Below are 15,430 nucleotides of genomic sequence, written 5' to 3' on the forward strand. Positions count from 1 at the left end.
CTGCATGGCTTCAAACGCCTCCGCATCCGCTGGGAACGACGAGCCGACATCCATGAAGCCTTCCTCCGCCTCGCCTGCTGCCTCATCACCCTCAGACAGATCAACTCATTCTGTTAGCTGTTGTAAGTCCGGCCACCGTCGCCCACAGTACCGCCGCCCACTGACAACCGGTTGCCTGGTGTGCAGGAGTGATCACCGAACGCGACAGGAAATGAGGGCTTGGCCATGGCTTTCCGCATCGGGGACATCGTCGTGGACACGCGCAGCGGCAGGATCGGCCAGCTGATGGGCCGCGAGGGTCCGGACGTCGTCCAACTCCGTCCCGTTCGCGGCGGGATCGAGTGGGACTGTCCGGTGAGCGCCATCCGTTGCGCGGTCTGCGTCCGCATCAAGGACGAGCGGCGCGAGGCGGAGGCACTGGGTGACACCCGGCGTATGGGCGAGGCCGCCACCCGTATGGGCGTGCATCAACGCCAGGCGCACTGACCGCCCTCACCGAGAGTGGCCGAATAGACACTCTCCACATGATCCCCCGCGCCGACTACCGTGCGTCGACGCGGGGGTTACGTCGCTCGGACGTCAGGTCGCTCGGACAAGGGGCTTGCTGCGTGTTCTATTACTTCTTCAAGAACGTGGTGCTGATACCGCTGTTGCGGTGGGTCTTCCGGCCCAAGGTCGAGGGCCTGCACCACCTGCCGCGCAACGGGGCGGCCATCATCGCGGGGAACCATCTGTCGTTCTCCGACCACTTCCTGATGCCGGTGATGGTGAAGCGCCGGATCCGCTTCCTCGGCAAGATGGAGTACTTCACCGGCCGGGGCGTCAAGGGCAAGCTGATCGCGGCGTTCTTCCGGGGCATCGGGGCGATCCCGGTGGACCGTTCCGGCAAGGAGGCGGCGCAGGCGGCGCTGGACACGGGGCTGGGTGTGCTGGGTGGCGGCGAGCTGCTGGGCATCTACCCGGAGGGGACGCGCTCGCACGACGGGCGGCTGTACAAGGGCAAGGTCGGCGTGGCGGCCATGGCGCTCAAGTCCGGGGCGCCGGTGATCCCGTGCGCGATGATCGGCACGTTCGAGGCCCAGCCGACGGGGAAGCTGCTGCCTCGGCTCGTCCCGATCAGGATCCGCTTCGGGGAGCCGCTGGACTTCTCGCGGTACGAGGGGATGGAGGACCACCGCGCGGTGTTACGCGCGGTCACCGACGAGATCATGTACGCGATCTGGAGGCTCTCGGAGCAGGAGTACGTGGACGCGTACGCGACCGAGGCCCGGGCGGCACTGCGTGCCGTGGGCAGCCCGGCGCCCGCGCCCGCGGCGGGCCCGGGCCGCAGGGACTCGGACGTCGGCCGGTCGGCGGCGGCCTGAGCCCGGCCGCCCGGACCGCTACGTGCCCTCCAGCCGGAAGCCCACCTTCATCCCGACCTGGTAGTGCGCGATCGCGCCGTTCTCGAGGTGGCCGCGGACCTCGGTCACCTCGAACCAGTCGAGCGCTCGGAGGGTCTGCGCGGCGCGGCTGATGCCGTTGCGGATGGCCGCGTCCACGCTCTCCGACGAGGAGCCGACGATCTCGGTCACCCGGTAGGTGTGGTTGCCCATGTCCCCACCGTGCCTCAGCGGCGGGGCGGGCGCGAAGCGGGTGGGCCATCGGGGGAATCCTTGCCGTGGAGCGCACTTCAGCTCCTAGCCTCCCCCGCATGATCACCAAGCAGCAGCAGCTCGGCACCGGCTTCGGTGCGCACAGCACGGCCGACGACGTGCTCGCCGGCATCGATCTGACGGGCACCACCGCCCTGGTCACCGGCGGGTATTCGGGTCTCGGCCTGGAGACCACGCGGGCCCTGGTCCGCGCCGGAGCGCGGGTCGTCGTGCCCGCCCGCCGGGCCGGCACCGCCGAGGAGGCGCTGGCGGGCATCCTCCCGAGAGCGGAGGTCCACGTGCTCGACCTGGCCGACCTGGACAGCGTACGGACCTTCGCCGACCGCTTCCTGGACTCCGGGCGCGCCCTCGACGTCGTCATCGCCAACGCGGGCGTGATGGCCTGCCCGGAGACCCGCGTCGGCCCGGGCTGGGAGGCGCACTTCGCCGTCAACCACCTCGGGCACTTCGCGCTCGTCAACCGCCTCCGCCCCGCCCTCGCCCCGGGCGCCCGCGTGGTGTCCCTGACCTCGTCGGGCCACTTCCTGTCGGACATCCGCTGGGACGACATCCACTTCCGTACCGGCTACGACGGCTGGCTCGCGTACGCGCAGTCCAAGACCGCCAACGCCCTCTTCGCCGTGCACCTCGACCGGCTCGGCGCCGCGACGGGCCTGCGCGCGTTCTCCGCGCATCCGGGCAGCATCCTCACGCCGTTGCAGCGCCATGTGCCCCGTGACGAGTGGCGGGCGCTCGGCTGGATCACCCCCGACGGCCGCCCCGCCGACGGTTTCAAGACACCCGCACAGGGTGCGGCGACGGCCGTGTGGGCGGCGACCTCGCCCCTGCTCGACGCCCACGGCGGCGCCTACTGCCAGGACTGCGACATCGCCGGGCCGGCGGCGTCCGACGACATGCTCGTCGGCGGGGTCAAGCCCTGGGCCGTCGACCCCGGGGCGGCGTCACGGCTGTGGGATCTCTCCTGCGAGCTCACGGGGGTGAGCGCCTGGCCGGTCGGCCGCTGACCCGGGCGCGATCGCCTTGAGCCAGTCGTCGACGGTGACGACGTCCGCCCACTGCGGGAACAGCCGCTCGGTGAGGACCCGGTGCAGCTCCGGGTCGGTGTCCAGGCAGGCGTCCGGGAGGACGGTGAGACCGAAGTCCAGGTCGTTCGCCTGGCACAGGGTGGACAGCACCACCGCGCTGGTGGCGATGCCGGTGAGCACGAGGCTGTCGATACCGCGTGCTCTCAGCACCACGTCCAGATCACTGCCCGAGAACGCGCTCGCCCGGCGCTTGGTGACCACCACCTCGCCCGGCCGGGGCGCGACCTCGGGGTGGATCCCGGTCCCCGGGGCGCCCTCCACGAAGAGGCCGGCCCGTGCGATCGCGGCGAGGGGCCTGTTGCGCGTGCCGACTTCAGGGAAGCCGGGACGCAAGGCGATGACCACGTAGATCACGGGGATGTCCGCCGCGCGGGCCCCGTCGATCGCCCTGCGCAGGCGTGGCAGGTAACCGGAGCCGTCGTCGGCGATGTCCACGATGGCCTGTTGGACGTCCATCACGAGAAGGGCGGTGTTCATCGCCCGACTTTAACCACTCCGGCTACTCCGTGGGCACCTTCGAGGAGTGGTGGTTGATGATGAGCCATCTGCCGTCGCGCTTCTTGTAGACGAAGGTGTAGCGCGCGTCGACCTTGGACCTGTGGCCGTGCTTGTCGGTCAGCGTGAACTGGTAGAGGCCCGTGTCGATGGCGCTGTTGCGGTTCAGGATGTTGATGACCCGCTCCTGGATCCTGCCGACGGGCTTGTTCTCCAGGAAGTGCTTGAAGTAGTCGATCCTCGCCGCCCGGGTCTTGCGGATCTCGGCGGAGACGGTCGGCAGCAGCACGGCGTCCGGGGCGTAGAGGTCGGCGACGCGGTTCGCGTCGAGGGTACCCAGGGCGGCGTTCCACCGGTCGAACAGTTCCCTGATCTCCCGCTCGCTGGGGACCCGGGCGCGGTGGTCGCTCGCCTGCGCCGCGCCCGTTCCGGCGAACAGGACGGCGACGGTGGTGACGGCGGCTCCGGCTGCGTACGTGTGTCGCCCCATGGGGCGCCTCCCGTGTGGTGTCGGTGATCGAGTGGGTGGTGTCACCTCAGCCTCACCCGGCACCGCCGATCCGGCACGTCGGGATGGTCCCTGCGCGCCCTGCGGCGCCCTACGGCACCACCGTCACCGGCCACCGCCCCGCCTTCACCAGACGGACCGCCACCGAGCCGACGAGGCGGTGGCCCGCCTGCTCCGACGCCCCGACGACGACCGCGTCCGCCTTGAGCTCGTCGGCCGTCTCGACCAGCCCGGTGTAGGGGTCGCCGCGGAAGGTGTGGAACTGCCAGCGGACCTCATGGATGCCGCGCAGGCGTTCGGTGGTGTCGCGGATCTCGGCCAGCAGCTCCTCGGCGACCTGCTCGGTCGTCTCGGCCACCGGAGCGCCCAGGGCGGCCCCGCCCACGAGGAGCGGCTGGACGTAGACGACGGCCAGCAGGGCGTTCTGCCGGCGGGCGAGGCCCGCGGCGTAGGCGGCCGCGCGCCAGGACGTGCCGGAGCCGTCGACACCGACGACGATGACCTTGGGGCCGTCCGTGCCGCGCTCGAAACCGGCCGGCAGCGGGGCGTGCCGCCCCTCGTTCGAGCCCTCGCTCACGTTTTCGCTCACACGGGCAGGCTAGTACCGCGACGCGCGGGCGCGCTCAGGGCACCGGCCAGATACGGATGGTGCCGCGGTCGCCGGATCCCGCGCCCCGGCCCAGCCCCACCGCGACGGCCTTGCCGTCCGGGCTGAACGCCAGCGCCGTGACGTCGCTGTGGGTGTCGAAGGTGGTGGTGACGTTCCCCGAGGTCGTGTCCCACAGAGTGACCTTGCCGCCCATGTCGCCGCCGGCCAGGATCCGGCCGCCCGGGTGGAAGGCGAGCGCCTGGACGAGATCGTCGGTCTTGAGCGTGGTGACCTCCTGGCGGGAGGCGGTGTTCCACAGCAGGACGGTGGCCCTGCTCGATACGGCCAGGAGCTGGCCGTCCGGGCTGAACACCGCCCCGCTCCCGCCCTCGGACCCGCCGACGGTGAGCAGCGTCCGGTCTTCGGGCATCTGCCGCAGCTGGACGGGGCTTCCGGTCGCCAGCACCTTGCCGTCGGGACCGAAGGCCGCCGGCCCGTTCTTCACGTCGTCGTGGAGGGCGAGCCTGCGGCCCGAGGGCACGTCCCACAGGAACAGGCCCTGCGGGGTGCTCGCGGCCAGGGTCCTGCCGTCCGGGCTCACGTCCAGGGAGGAGACGAAGCCCTCCTGGAGCCGGTAGTTCGTGACGCCGGTGAAGGTACCGGTGGTACGGCCGGAGGCCACGTCCCACGCGAGGATCCGGTTCTCGTCCGCCCGGAAGAGGGTCTTGCGGTCCCGGGTGAACACATGAGGCTGCACGTACTTGGGGCCGCCGATCCGCGCGGTCGTGTTGCTCTCGGCGGCCAGGTCCCAGCGCCAGATGGTGCCGTCCCCGGTGGCGACGAGCAGCGTCCTGCCGTCGGGCCCGTAGGTGAGCCCGTACACGCTGGAGCGGTCTCCGAGGGTCACGCCGTCCGGCCCGGGGGTCAACGGGCTGCCCGAGTCGTCGAGCAGGACGACGGGGACGGCGACGGCGGCGGCGGTCGTGACGACGGAGAGCCCGCCGATGAGCAGCGCGCGCCGGGACACCTTGCGGCCACCGGCCGGTTCGGGGACCGGGTCGGCCGGCGTCACCGGGCCGCCCGGGGCCTCGGGCCGCGCCGGGCCCGGACGTGTGGCGGCGTGCGGATCCACGGAGGGGGCGTCCGGACGCGGGGGTGCCGCCGGGGTGGCTCCCGCGCCCGGATCCACCATCGTCGCCGGCCGGGGCCGCTCCGCCGGAGGCAGCGGCGTCGTGCGTTCCCCCGGCGTCAGGACCACCGTCCGCTCCGGCTGGGCCGCGGGCGTCGGCGGCCCGGCCGTCCCGCCGTCCGCCGCCCCCGCGAACCGTTCGGGCAGACCGGCGACCGGCGGGCGCTGCGCCGGGTCCTTGGCCAGGCACGTGGTCAGCAGGCGGCGCAGTTCGCCGTCGAGGCCGTCGAGCGCGGGCGGGTCGTCCAGGATCCGCTGGACGACCGCCAGCAGCGTGGGCGCGTCGAACGGGCTGTGGCCCGTGGCCGCGAAACCGAGCACCGAGCCGAGCGCGAAGACATCGCTGGCCGGGCCCGCCCGGTCGGCGCGGATCTGCTCGGGCGACATGTACGCGTACGTACCGATGACCGCGCCGGTGGCGGTCAGGGAACTGGCGTCCACGGCACGGGCGATGCCGAAGTCGATGATGCGCGGACCGTCGTCCGCGAGGATGACGTTGCCGGGCTTGAGGTCGCGGTGGACCAGACCGCAGCGGTGGATGGCCGCCAGCCCCTCCGCGAGCCCCGCGCCGAGCCGAAGGACCGCCTCCGGTGCGAGCGGTCCGCGCTCCCGCACGACCTCGTGCAGCGTCGGCCCCGGTATGAACGCGGTGACCAGCCACGGCGACGCCGCGTCCGGGTCCGCGTCCACGACCTGGGCCGTGTGGAAGCCGCCGACCTGCCGTGCCGCGTCGACCTCGCGCTGGAAGCGGGCCCGGAACTGCGGGGTGTCCGCCAGCTCCGGCCGGATGAGCTTCACCGCCACCTTGCGGCCGCCGGGCGACGTACCGGCGTAGACCTGCCCCATGCCGCCCGCGCCCAGCCGGCCGTCCAGCCGGTAGGGGCCGACCCATCGGGGGTCGTCGGGCAACAACGCGTCCATGATTACCGTCCGTTGGAAAAGGTGAAGAAGGGGCGACTACGGGTCAGGGGAGCTTCCAGAGCTGGATCGACGCGGCCTTCTCGTCGCTCGCGCCGACCTGGTTGACGGCGGCCGCCAGCAGCTTGCCGTCCGGGCTGAACGCCAGCTTCGAGATCGAGGTGTCGCGCCGCGACTCGGGCATGGTGGCCTTCAGCGTGGTGGTCACCTGCCGGGTGGCCACGTCCCAGAGGCTGACGGTCTTCCCGGTGCCGTCCTGGACGTTGGGCTCGCGGACACCGCCCGCGCCCGCGATCACCGCCTTGTCCGGGCGGTACACCGCCGATTCGAGGTACGGATGGGCGTCCGTGAGCGTCGCGACGGGGTTCCCGGTGGCGGCGTCCCACAGGTGGACGCCGGACCCGCCGGCCGCGACGGTCCTGCCGTCGGGGCTGAAGGTCACGGAGGAGAAGGTCTTGCCGTCGGTGACGGTGAAGGCCTTGATGCCGCTGCCCGTGCCGGCGTCCCACAGCTGGACCGCGCTGTTCACCCTGGTGTCGGCGGCCACGCTGACCACGGACTTGCCGTCGGGGCTGAACGCGACGCCGCGCATGCTGCCGGTGTGCCCGGTGAACGTGACGGTGCGACGGCCGGTGGACGGGTCCATCAGCTCGACCCTGCTGCCCACGCCCACGGCGAGCGTCGTGCCGTCGGGGGAGAGCGCCAGACAGCCGACGCTGTCGAACTGGGCGTCGTACGAGGCGATGTCCCGCGGCATGCCGCTGCGCACGTCCCAGCCCTTGAGCGTCTTGTCGAAGCCCCCGGAGAACAGCGTCTGCCCGTCCCGGCTGAAGGCCAGGGACATGACCCACCCGGTGTGCCCCTGCCCCTTGAACGTGGTGATCGCGTCGCGGGTGGCGACGTCCCACAGCCGCACGCTGCCGTTGAAGTCGCCGCTGGCCAGGGTCCTGCCGTTCGGGCTGAAGGCGAGGCACTCCACCTGACTGGTGTGACCGGTGAGGCGTGCGACGGGCTGGGTGGGGTCCTTGCTCTCACCGGACCCGTTCCCCGGCCCGCCCCCCGGCCCGTCGCCGGACGACGCCCAGGACTCCGGCCGCAGGAAGAAGTACGCGGGGACGGCGACCGCCGCCGTGGCCGCGGCCACCCCGCCGAACAGGACGGAGCGCCGGGTGGGGGACTTGGCGGGCTTCGCGGGTACGACAGGAGCGGTGGCCGGTGCCGTGCCGGGGCCCGTGACCGACAGCCGCCGGAGCACGTCCTCGGTGGACGGGCGGTCGGCCGGGGCCTTCGCCAGGCAGGCGGCCACCAGCTCGTCCAGCTCGCCCGGCAGACCGTCCAGCACGGGATCGCCACTGGTGACCCGGTGGACGATGGCGGGCACGGACGTCGCGTCGAAGGGGCTGCGCCCGGTGGCGGCGAAGGCGAGGACCGAGCCGAGCGCGAAGACGTCGCTGGCGGGGGAGACGGCCTCGGCGCGTATCTGTTCCGGCGACATGTAGGCGTACGTGCCGATGACCGAGCCCGTGCGGGTCATCGTGTCGCCCGGGGTGTGGGCCACGCCGAAGTCGATGATGCGGGGGCCGTCCTCGGCCATGATGACGTTGCCGGGCTTGAGGTCGCGGTGGACGAGGCCGCAGCGGTGGATGGCGGCGAGCCCCTCGGCGAGCCCGGCGCCGAGGCGGAGCACGGCGTCGGGGGCCAGCGGGCCGCGTTCGGTGACGGTCCGTTGCAGGGTGGGGCCGGGGATGAACGCGGTGACGAGCCAGGGGGACGCGGCGTCGGGGTCGGCGTCGACGACCTGGGCCGTGTGGAAGCCGCCCACCTGCCGCGCGGCGTCGACCTCGCGCTTGAAGCGGTCCCGGAACTGCGGGGTGTTCGCCAGCTCCGGCAGGATCAGCTTCACCGCGACCTTCCGGCCCGCCTGCGACGTGCCGAGGAAGACCTGCCCCATGCCGCCCGCGCCCAGCCGGCCCTCCAGCCGGTACGGGCCGATGCGCCGGGGATCTCCGGAGCGCAGAGGCTCGACCATGCGCTACTCGAATCTGCCGGGGAACACGGGCGCTGTCACGCACGGCATTGAACCATGCCCCGGCGCGCCGGTGCGATGAGATGGTGATCTCACCGGCACCGGCCGATTCAAGTCCTTCCCGTCACACCGGTACCGCCAGTGACAGGGCAAAACGTCCCGCCCGGTCCGTCCACCAGTGGGTGAGCTCCAGACCGGCCGCCGCCAGCTCCCTCCGCACACCCTCCTGACGGAACTTCGCCGACACCTCCGTCCGCAGCTCCTCGCCCGGCTCGAAGGTGACCGCCAGGTCCAGTGCCTGGATCTTCGCCACCACCGGGCCACGGGCGCGCAGCCGCATCTCGATCCACTCCCGGCGCGCGTCCCACAGCGCCACGTGGTCGAAGTCGCCGGGGTCGAAGTCGGCTTCGAGCTCACGGTTGATGACGGCGAGGACGTTCTTGTTGAACGCGGCGGTCACCCCGCGCGCGTCGTCGTAGGCGGGCAGCAGCACGCTCTCGTCCTTGACCAGGTCGGTGCCCAGCAGCAGCGCGTCGCCCTCGGCGAGCCCCGCCCGGATGCCCGCGAGGAAGACCGCCCGCTCGGGCGGCAGCAGATTGCCGATGGTGCCGCCGAGGAACGCGACCAGCCGCGGACCCGGAGCCTCCGGCAGCGTGAGCCCGTACTGGAAGTCGGCGACCAGCGCGTGCACCGTCAGCGACGGATGCTCCGCCAGCAGCGTCTCCGCCGCCCCGGTCAGGGCGGACTCGCTGACGTCGACGGGGACGTACACCTCCAGCGACGACAGCTCGTCGAGGAGGTGCCGGGTCTTGTCGGAGGAGCCCGAGCCGAGCTCGACGAGCGTACGGGCCCCGGTCGCGGCGGCGATCTCCCCGGAGCGGGCGATGAGGATCTCGCGCTCGGCACGGGTCGGGTAGTACTCCGGCAGCAGGGTGATCTCGTCGAACAGCTCACTGCCCCGGGCGTCGTAGAACCACTTCGGCGGGAGCTCCTTGGGCGAGCGGGTCAGGCCCTCGGAGACGTCCGCGCGCAGCGCGGCGGCCGTCGCGTCGAGGGGGAGGGTGCGGGTGAGGACGAACGGGCTCACTGAACGGGCTCCTTGCGCGGGGAATCCGGGAAGCGTGCGGTGCTCGACGGGGGCGGGGTGAGGGAGGAGACGGACACGCCGGTGCGGTCGGCGGTCAGCAGGGACCGGTCGGGGACCTCGGTCCAGCCGGGGGCGTCGTCGTACGGCTCGGAGGCCACGACCACGCGCTCCCCGGGCCCGGCGTGATACCAGAGCGAGTCGCCCCACGCCGTGGCGGCTATCGACGCGCCGTCCGTGAGCAGCAGATTGAGCCGTGACCCGGGAGCTGCCCGCGCCAGGTCCATGACGGCCCCGGCCAGCGCCCGGCCCAGCGGTTCGCCGCCCAGCAGCCGGTGCTCCACCAGCGCCCAGACGAACGCCGAGTCGCAGCGGGCGGCGAGCCGCAGCAGCGCGCCCGGCGGCAGCAGGGGGACCAGCGCCTCCGCCGTCTCCGGCCAGCCGGTGACGGCCCCGTTGTGGCTGAACAGCCAGGGGCCGCCCGCGAAGGGCGCCGCGGCGGCCTCCCCGTCGCCGCCCGGACGCGTCGCGTCGCGCACGGCGGCGAGCAGCGCCCGGGTGCGTACCACCCGGGCGATGTCGGCGAACGACTCGTCGCCCCAGACGGGCCCGGCCCGCCGGTAGCGCGCGGGCAGCGGGTCGCCCGGCGCGTACCAGCCCACGCCGAAGCCGTCCGCGTTGACGGTGCCGTGCCGCTGCCGGCGCGGCGCCCACGACTGGCGGACGAGCGAGTACGGCGGATCGGCCAGGCTTTCGGCGAGCGGGGCGTCGGGGCCCAGGACCGCGATGTGGCGGCACATCAGGCGGGTTCCGCGTCGCGTGCCGTACGGAAGCCGGAGAAGATCTGCCGGCGGACGGGCAGGTCCCAGTTGCGGAACGTCCCCCGGCAGGCCACCGGGTCGACGGCGAAGGAGCCGCCGCGCAGCACCTTGTACCCGTCGCCGAAGAACACCTCGGAGTACTCCCGGTAGGGGAACGCCCGGAACCCCGGATAGGGCAGGAAGTCGCTCGCCGTCCACTCCCAGACGTCCCCGATCAGCTGCCGCACCCCCAGCGGGGACGCGCCCCGCGCGTAGGCGCCCACGGGCGCCGGACGCAGATGGCGCTGGCCGAGGTTGGCGTGCTCGGGGGTGGGATCGTCATCGCCCCACGGATAGCGCCGGGAGCGCCCCGAGGCCGGGTCGTGGCGGGCGGCCTTCTCCCACTCGGCCTCCGTGGGCAGCCGCCGTCCCGCCCACGCCGCGTAGGCGGCGGCCTCGTACCAGCCCACGTGGAGCACCGGCTCGCCGGGCGGCACGGGCTCGGTCACCCCGAACCGCCGCCGTACCCACGAGCCGCCCTCGCGCCGCCAGAACAGCGGGGCGGACAGGGAATGGCGGCGCACCTGCTCCCAGCCCTCCGGACGCCACCAGCGCGGGTCCGTGTAACCGCCGTCCTCGATGAAGCGCAGATACGCGTCGTTGCTCACCGGCAGCGTGTCGATGAAGAACGGCGCCACCAGCCGGGGATGGGCCGGGCGCTCGTTGTCCAGCGCCCAGGGCTCCGTGGACGTGCCCATCGTGAACGGGCCGCCCTCCACCAGCACTTCCGCCGGCAGCAGGGCCGCGTCCGGCGCGGCCAGCGGCGGCTCGGGCGCCGTCAGCGCCGCCGGGCCGGACCGCAGCTGGTGGGTGATAAGCATCGTCTCGTCGTGCTGCTGCTCATGCTGCGCGATCATGCCGAAGGCGAAGCCGTCCGCGAGCAGCGGCCCGCCCTCCATGGGCACCCGCTCCAGCACGTCCAGGACCCTGCCGCGCACATCGGCCGCGTAGGCGTGGGCCTCGCGCGGGGGCAGCAGCGGCAGCGACGGCCGCTCGGCGCGGGGATGCCCGAAGGCGTCGTACACCGGGTCGAGCTCGGGGCGCAGCGCCTCCTGCCCGGCCACGGCGCGCCACAGCCACTGCTCCTCCTGATTGCCGATGTGGGCGAGATCCCACACCAGCGGGGACATCAGCGGGGAGTGCTGGGCGACGAGCTCGCGCTCGTCCACACAGGTCGTCAGGGCGCGGGTGCGCGCGCGAGCGGCGAGCAGGGCGCTCGCGGCGCGCTCCCGCGGGGCGGCCGGGCCGGACCCGGGGGCGGGCCTCACGACCCGCCCCCCTGTCGCGCCCCGACCAGATCCAGCAGATCGTCGGCGGGACACCGGCCCCGCTCGACGTACCGGCCGGTGAACTCCTCGACGGCGTCCCGCACCCGGGGCGGCGCCCCCAGCCGGGGCAGCGCCTCCCGCGCGGCGGCGAAGCAGGCCACCGCCGCCGCGTGGAGCTCGGGATCGGCCATGCCGTGCCGGGCCGCCCGCCGCCACAGCGCGTTCCTCGGCGGAGGCTGCCGGCCCGGGACGTCACCGAGCCCCTTGACCGCCCGGTAGGCGGTCTCCGCCGCCGACGGGTCGTCGAACAGCGCCGCCGTGACCGCCAGCGGCACCATCCAGCCGTCCTCGCCCGGCTGCGCGTCGATCATCCGCAGCTCCAGGTGGCCCCGGGGCCGTATGGGCGGGAACAGCGTGGTCAGGTGGTACGCCACATCGTCGGCCGTGGCCTGCCGGGGATGCCCGGTGCGCGTCCACTGCCGCAGCGGCAGCGCCTGCTGCACGGCCCACGGCTCGTCCTCGGACCGTACGAACATCACCTTCGCGTCCAGCGCGTACGCCGCCCAGGCCGCCCGCGGGTCGTGCCAGTCCGGCGGGGCCAGCGTGCGCCCCGGGTCCATCCGCGCGTAGCAGGCCTGCCGGCTCGACCGCCAGCCGCAGGGGCGACCGTGCAGCAGCGGCGAGTTGGCGAACGCCGCCGACAGCACCGCGCCCAGCAGATGGGCTAGCCGCCAGCGCCGCAGGTACCCCAGCGGCCCCGGCCCCTCGTACCCGGCGTCCACACAGACCTGCACCGACGCCGTGCGGCACATGACATTGCGCCCGGCGCCGTTGATGCGGTCGTAGTAGACCTCCATCGCGTTGTAGCGCGGGGTGCTGCGGACCCTCGGGGGCTCGTACCACGGCTCCTTGCCGTACCCGGCCAGGGCCAGGCCCAGGGCGCGGAGTTCCGCGCGGGCGAGGGAGAGATCGGCCGAGACGTCCGCCACACAGGCGGCGAGGGACTCCGAGGGCTGGGAGCTGAACTCCAGCTGGCCGCCGGGTTCTACGGTGAACAACGACCTCAGCGGCAGTGCGCCCACCCGGTCGGCGGCCTCCGCCAGCCGGTGGGCGGCGACGGGGCGGGTGGGGTCGTGCAGATCATGGACGAGCCATTCCAGTTCGACACCGAGAAGGCGGGGCGGCCCGGTCTTGAACGAGATGCCGCGCACATACGCGTCGGCTTCCGATTCACCGACCGGCCGGGTGAGGCCTTCCCTGTCAGCAAAGCAGTCGGTCACGCTCACTACCTCCCGTCCGTTGCTCAGTACCCCCAAATCGGCGGCACCAGTCGACCGAATCGGCGGCACCGGTCGACGCGCGGGGAACCTAGCCTTGAACCGGTCATTCCGGTGGGTGTGACCGGCGCGCGGGGGCCAGGAGCATCCGGACAATTCTCCTGGCCCCTTGACGGGCCCGCCAGCCGGCGACGTACGGTCCGGCCCGTGAGCGCACACCAGACGCACCCCGGGGCGCCCGTCGGCCCCGCCGCCGTGTTCGACCCGGCGACCTACGCCCACGGCGTCCCCTACGCCCTCTTCCGGGAGCTGCGCGACCACGCCCCCGTCTGCCGGGTGCCCGAGACGGCCGTCGGGCCGTGGCCGGCGGGCCCCGGCTACTGGGCGGTCTTCCGGCACGCCGACGTCAAACGCGTGCTGCGCGACACCGGGACCTTCTCCTCGCACCTGGGCGCCACCCAGATCCGCGACCCGGACACGGAGGCCGACCTCGCCTTCGTCCGGGCCATGATGCTCAACCAGGACCCGCCCGCCCACGTCCGGCTGCGCCGCATCGTCGCCGCCGCCTTCACCCCGCGCGCCACCCGGGAACTGGAGACCGCCATCGAGGCCCGGGCCCGCGCCCTCGTCGAGGACGTCGCGGGCCGGGGCGAGGCCGACTACGTGGAGCTCGCCGCCGACCTGCCGATCTGGACCCTCGCCCACATCCTGGGCGTCCCCGAGGAGGACCGGCGGCTGCTCTACGACTGGTCCAACCGGGTGATCGGCTACCAGGACGCCGACCACGCGGACTCCAGCACCGCCGACCCGACCGCCCTCAGCCCCCTCGGCCGGGCCTCCCTCGCCCACCGGCCCGCCACGCTCCTCAAGCCCGACGGCACCCCGCTGAACCCGCGCTCGCCCGAGGCGCTCACCGACATGTTCGCCTACGCCCACGCGCTCGCCGACGCGCCCCGGCCCGGCAGCGTCATGGCCCGGATGCGCGAGGGCGGGCTCACCGGCGACGAGTTCGAAACGATGTTCTTCCTGCTGGCCGTCGCCGGGAACGAGACGCTCCGCAACGGCATCCCCGGCGGCCTCCACTCCCTCCTCGACCATCCCGGGCAGTACGAGGCGTTACGCCGCCGGCCCGAGCTGACCGACTCCGCCGTCGAGGAGGTGCTGCGCCACTGGCCGCCCGTGCTGGACATCCGCCGCACCGCCGCCCGCGACACCGAGCTCGGCGGGCAGCGTATCCGGCGCGGTGAGAAGGTCGTCGTCTACCACGCCTCCGCCAACCGCGACGAGCGCGTCTTCCCCGACCCCGACCGCTTCGACATCACCCGCACCCCCAACGACCACGTCAGCTTCGGCTTCGGCCCGCACTTCTGCCTGGGCGCCCACCTCGCCCGCGCCCAGATCAGGGCCATGCTGCGGGCGACGCTGGACCGGCTGCCCGGCCTTGAGCGGGCGGGCGAACCGGTCCGGCTGACGTCCAACTTCCAGAACGGCCTCAAGCACCTGCCCGTCAGATGGAGAACAGATCGCTGAACGGGCCCGCCGTGTCGGCCACCTGATGGCCGAAGGGGGAGTTGAAGTCCCAGATGAGGAAGAGGAGGAAGGCGATCAGCGCGCTGTAGAGCCCGGCGAGCAGCAACTCGCGCGGCGACCGCCGGATCTGGAGCGTGAAGATCAGCCCCACCGCCACCAGCGCCCCCACGATCAGCCCGAACCAGACCACGCCCGGCATCGTCGGCCCGGCGTTGGCCGCCCGCGCGTTGCGCGCCGCGTCGGCCGCGCCGATCTGGTCCAGCAGCGGCTGGTACGACTGGCCCTCGTGGTCGTCGCGCGGCTGGTACGAGGTGAGGTCGGCGCGCACCTTGTCGAGCAACTCGGCGCCCTTGTCCGTGAGCTCGCCCGTCCTGAGCATCGACGGCCACTCCTTCTTGACCGCGTAGCTCACATAGGAGTTCACGTCGGCGCGCACCTGCTCACGGCCGGCCGGGGAGTACGCCTGGACCCGCTCGCTCACCTCGTGGAGGGCCTGGGCCTCCGCCCGGGCGGTGTCCTGCGCGCCGTTGCGCGCCTCCCAGACACCGGCGATGGCCAGACCGAGCACGATGGCATAGACCACCCCGACCATCATGGTCATGTACTCGATGACGTCGGGGGTCTCGTGCGGGTTGTCGTCCATGCCGATCCGGCGCTGCCGGAGGACGGTGATCGACAGGACGACCGCGCACGCGGCGGCCATGGCGAGGGCCAGAACCAGCCACTCGGACAAGGGATACCTCCAAGAGGGGGTCGGCGGATCGGAACCGGGTGATCAGCCACCGCCCCCGGCGCCGCCACCGCTGCCGCGCGGACGCAGCAGGGCGGCGGCGAGCACGGCGGGAGCGGTGATCACCAGCATGAGCGTGACGAGCGAAGCGCCGTTCTTCGCCGGCTTGGTGACGGCCTGGTGGTACGGCCGCGTGATGCGCGGCGTGGGCACGGG

Annotated in this window: 15 protein-coding genes and 1 pseudogene; 5 read left to right on the forward strand and 11 right to left on the reverse strand. The window is 73.2% G+C overall.

The features are described 5' to 3' along the window. The 3 genes and pseudogenes from K6I33_RS18840 to K6I33_RS18850 all read left to right on the forward strand — a co-directional run. Positions 1 to 117, forward strand: a pseudogene (locus K6I33_RS18840) (IS5/IS1182 family transposase); the annotation flags it as partial. A 108-nt stretch (positions 118 to 225) separates the two neighbouring features. Next, positions 226 to 486: a hypothetical protein gene (locus K6I33_RS18845; protein WP_229353905.1), complete on the forward strand. Its 261-nt coding sequence runs from the start codon at positions 226 to 228 to the stop codon at positions 484 to 486. Positions 487 to 608: 122 nt separating this feature from the next. Further along, positions 609 to 1,364: a 1-acyl-sn-glycerol-3-phosphate acyltransferase gene (locus tag K6I33_RS18850; protein WP_229353907.1), complete on the forward strand. Its 756-nt coding sequence runs from the start codon at positions 609 to 611 to the stop codon at positions 1,362 to 1,364. A gap of 18 nt (positions 1,365 to 1,382) precedes the next feature. On the opposite strand, the gene K6I33_RS18855 is transcribed toward K6I33_RS18850, so the two are convergent. Then, the gene (locus K6I33_RS18855) at positions 1,383 to 1,595 is read right to left on the reverse strand and encodes a dodecin (RefSeq protein ID WP_229353909.1); all 213 of its coding nucleotides are present in this window, start codon (positions 1,593 to 1,595) and stop codon (positions 1,383 to 1,385) included. A gap of 98 nt (positions 1,596 to 1,693) precedes the next feature. Between K6I33_RS18855 and K6I33_RS18860 the strand changes: the two genes are divergently transcribed. Then, complete coding sequence (locus K6I33_RS18860; RefSeq protein ID WP_229353912.1) at positions 1,694 to 2,659, forward strand: SDR family NAD(P)-dependent oxidoreductase; 966 nt, start codon at positions 1,694 to 1,696, stop codon at positions 2,657 to 2,659. Here the strand turns inward: K6I33_RS18860 and K6I33_RS18865 are convergent. The 9 genes from K6I33_RS18865 to egtA all read right to left on the reverse strand — a co-directional run bounded on the left by K6I33_RS18865 (position 2,597) and on the right by egtA (position 12,957). After that, on the reverse strand, positions 2,597 to 3,217 hold the full coding sequence (locus K6I33_RS18865) for a cysteine hydrolase family protein (protein ID WP_229353914.1): 621 nt from the start codon (positions 3,215 to 3,217) through the stop codon (positions 2,597 to 2,599). The two genes, K6I33_RS18860 and K6I33_RS18865, sit on opposite strands and share 63 nt — an antisense overlap. A 22-nt stretch (positions 3,218 to 3,239) precedes the next feature. Continuing rightward, on the reverse strand, positions 3,240 to 3,725 hold the full coding sequence (locus K6I33_RS18870; RefSeq protein WP_229353916.1) for an SgcJ/EcaC family oxidoreductase: 486 nt from the start codon (positions 3,723 to 3,725) through the stop codon (positions 3,240 to 3,242). 109 nt (positions 3,726 to 3,834) lie between these two features. Then, positions 3,835 to 4,284 carry a universal stress protein gene (locus K6I33_RS18875; protein WP_229353937.1) on the reverse strand — a complete coding sequence of 150 codons (450 nt, stop codon included), beginning with the start codon at positions 4,282 to 4,284 and terminating at the stop codon, positions 3,835 to 3,837. 82 nt (positions 4,285 to 4,366) lie between these two features. Continuing rightward, positions 4,367 to 6,442 carry a WD40 repeat domain-containing serine/threonine protein kinase gene (locus K6I33_RS18880; RefSeq protein ID WP_229353920.1) on the reverse strand — a complete coding sequence of 692 codons (2,076 nt, stop codon included), beginning with the start codon at positions 6,440 to 6,442 and terminating at the stop codon, positions 4,367 to 4,369. A gap of 43 nt (positions 6,443 to 6,485) precedes the next feature. Beyond that, a complete protein-coding gene (locus tag K6I33_RS18885; protein WP_229353921.1) occupies positions 6,486 to 8,468 on the reverse strand; it encodes a WD40 repeat domain-containing serine/threonine protein kinase in 1,983 nt (660 codons plus the stop codon). 121 nt (positions 8,469 to 8,589) lie between these two features. Further along, positions 8,590 to 9,552: an L-histidine N(alpha)-methyltransferase gene (gene egtD / locus K6I33_RS18890; protein ID WP_229353922.1), complete on the reverse strand. Its 963-nt coding sequence runs from the start codon at positions 9,550 to 9,552 to the stop codon at positions 8,590 to 8,592. Continuing rightward, the gene (gene egtC / locus K6I33_RS18895) at positions 9,549 to 10,349 is read right to left on the reverse strand and encodes an ergothioneine biosynthesis protein EgtC (RefSeq protein ID WP_229353923.1); all 801 of its coding nucleotides are present in this window, start codon (positions 10,347 to 10,349) and stop codon (positions 9,549 to 9,551) included. Before egtC ends, egtD begins: the two co-directional genes overlap by 4 nt. Next, positions 10,349 to 11,677 carry an ergothioneine biosynthesis protein EgtB gene (gene egtB / locus K6I33_RS18900; RefSeq protein WP_229353925.1) on the reverse strand — a complete coding sequence of 443 codons (1,329 nt, stop codon included), beginning with the start codon at positions 11,675 to 11,677 and terminating at the stop codon, positions 10,349 to 10,351. The genes egtC and egtB overlap by 1 nt, the downstream gene beginning before the upstream one ends. Next, positions 11,674 to 12,957 carry an ergothioneine biosynthesis glutamate--cysteine ligase EgtA gene (gene egtA, locus K6I33_RS18905; RefSeq protein WP_229353927.1) on the reverse strand — a complete coding sequence of 428 codons (1,284 nt, stop codon included), beginning with the start codon at positions 12,955 to 12,957 and terminating at the stop codon, positions 11,674 to 11,676. Before egtA ends, egtB begins: the two co-directional genes overlap by 4 nt. Positions 12,958 to 13,161: 204 nt before the next feature. Here egtA and K6I33_RS18910 point away from each other — a divergent pair, with 204 nt between their 5' ends. Continuing rightward, positions 13,162 to 14,484 carry a cytochrome P450 gene (locus tag K6I33_RS18910; RefSeq protein ID WP_229353933.1) on the forward strand — a complete coding sequence of 441 codons (1,323 nt, stop codon included), beginning with the start codon at positions 13,162 to 13,164 and terminating at the stop codon, positions 14,482 to 14,484. Here the strand turns inward: K6I33_RS18910 and K6I33_RS18915 are convergent. Next, complete coding sequence (locus K6I33_RS18915; RefSeq protein ID WP_229353935.1) at positions 14,462 to 15,217, reverse strand: DUF4239 domain-containing protein; 756 nt, start codon at positions 15,215 to 15,217, stop codon at positions 14,462 to 14,464. The genes K6I33_RS18910 and K6I33_RS18915 overlap by 23 nt on opposite strands. Between the last annotated feature and the right edge of the window lie 213 nt (positions 15,218 to 15,430).

Source organism: Streptomyces sp. UNOB3_S3 (assembly GCF_020740895.1).
In the GTDB taxonomy this organism is placed as follows: Bacteria; Actinomycetota; Actinomycetes; order Streptomycetales; family Streptomycetaceae; genus Streptomyces.

Bases quoted from the DNA above. Each gene is read 5' to 3' on its own strand.
- K6I33_RS18865 (WP_229353914.1), bottom strand. From the start codon at position 3,217: ATGAACACCGCCCTTCTCGTGATGGACGTCCAACAGGCCATCGTGGAC.
- K6I33_RS18885 (WP_229353921.1), bottom strand. From the start codon at position 8,468: ATGGTCGAGCCTCTGCGCTCCGGAGATCCCCGGCGCATCGGCCCGTAC.
- K6I33_RS18855 (WP_229353909.1), bottom strand. From the start codon at position 1,595: ATGGGCAACCACACCTACCGGGTGACCGAGATCGTCGGCTCCTCGTCG.
- K6I33_RS18880 (WP_229353920.1), bottom strand. From the start codon at position 6,442: ATGGACGCGTTGTTGCCCGACGACCCCCGATGGGTCGGCCCCTACCGG.
- egtC (WP_229353923.1), bottom strand. From the start codon at position 10,349: ATGTGCCGCCACATCGCGGTCCTGGGCCCCGACGCCCCGCTCGCCGAA.
- K6I33_RS18845 (WP_229353905.1), top strand. From the start codon at position 226: ATGGCTTTCCGCATCGGGGACATCGTCGTGGACACGCGCAGCGGCAGG.
- K6I33_RS18870 (WP_229353916.1), bottom strand. From the start codon at position 3,725: ATGGGGCGACACACGTACGCAGCCGGAGCCGCCGTCACCACCGTCGCC.
- K6I33_RS18860 (WP_229353912.1), top strand. From the start codon at position 1,694: ATGATCACCAAGCAGCAGCAGCTCGGCACCGGCTTCGGTGCGCACAGC.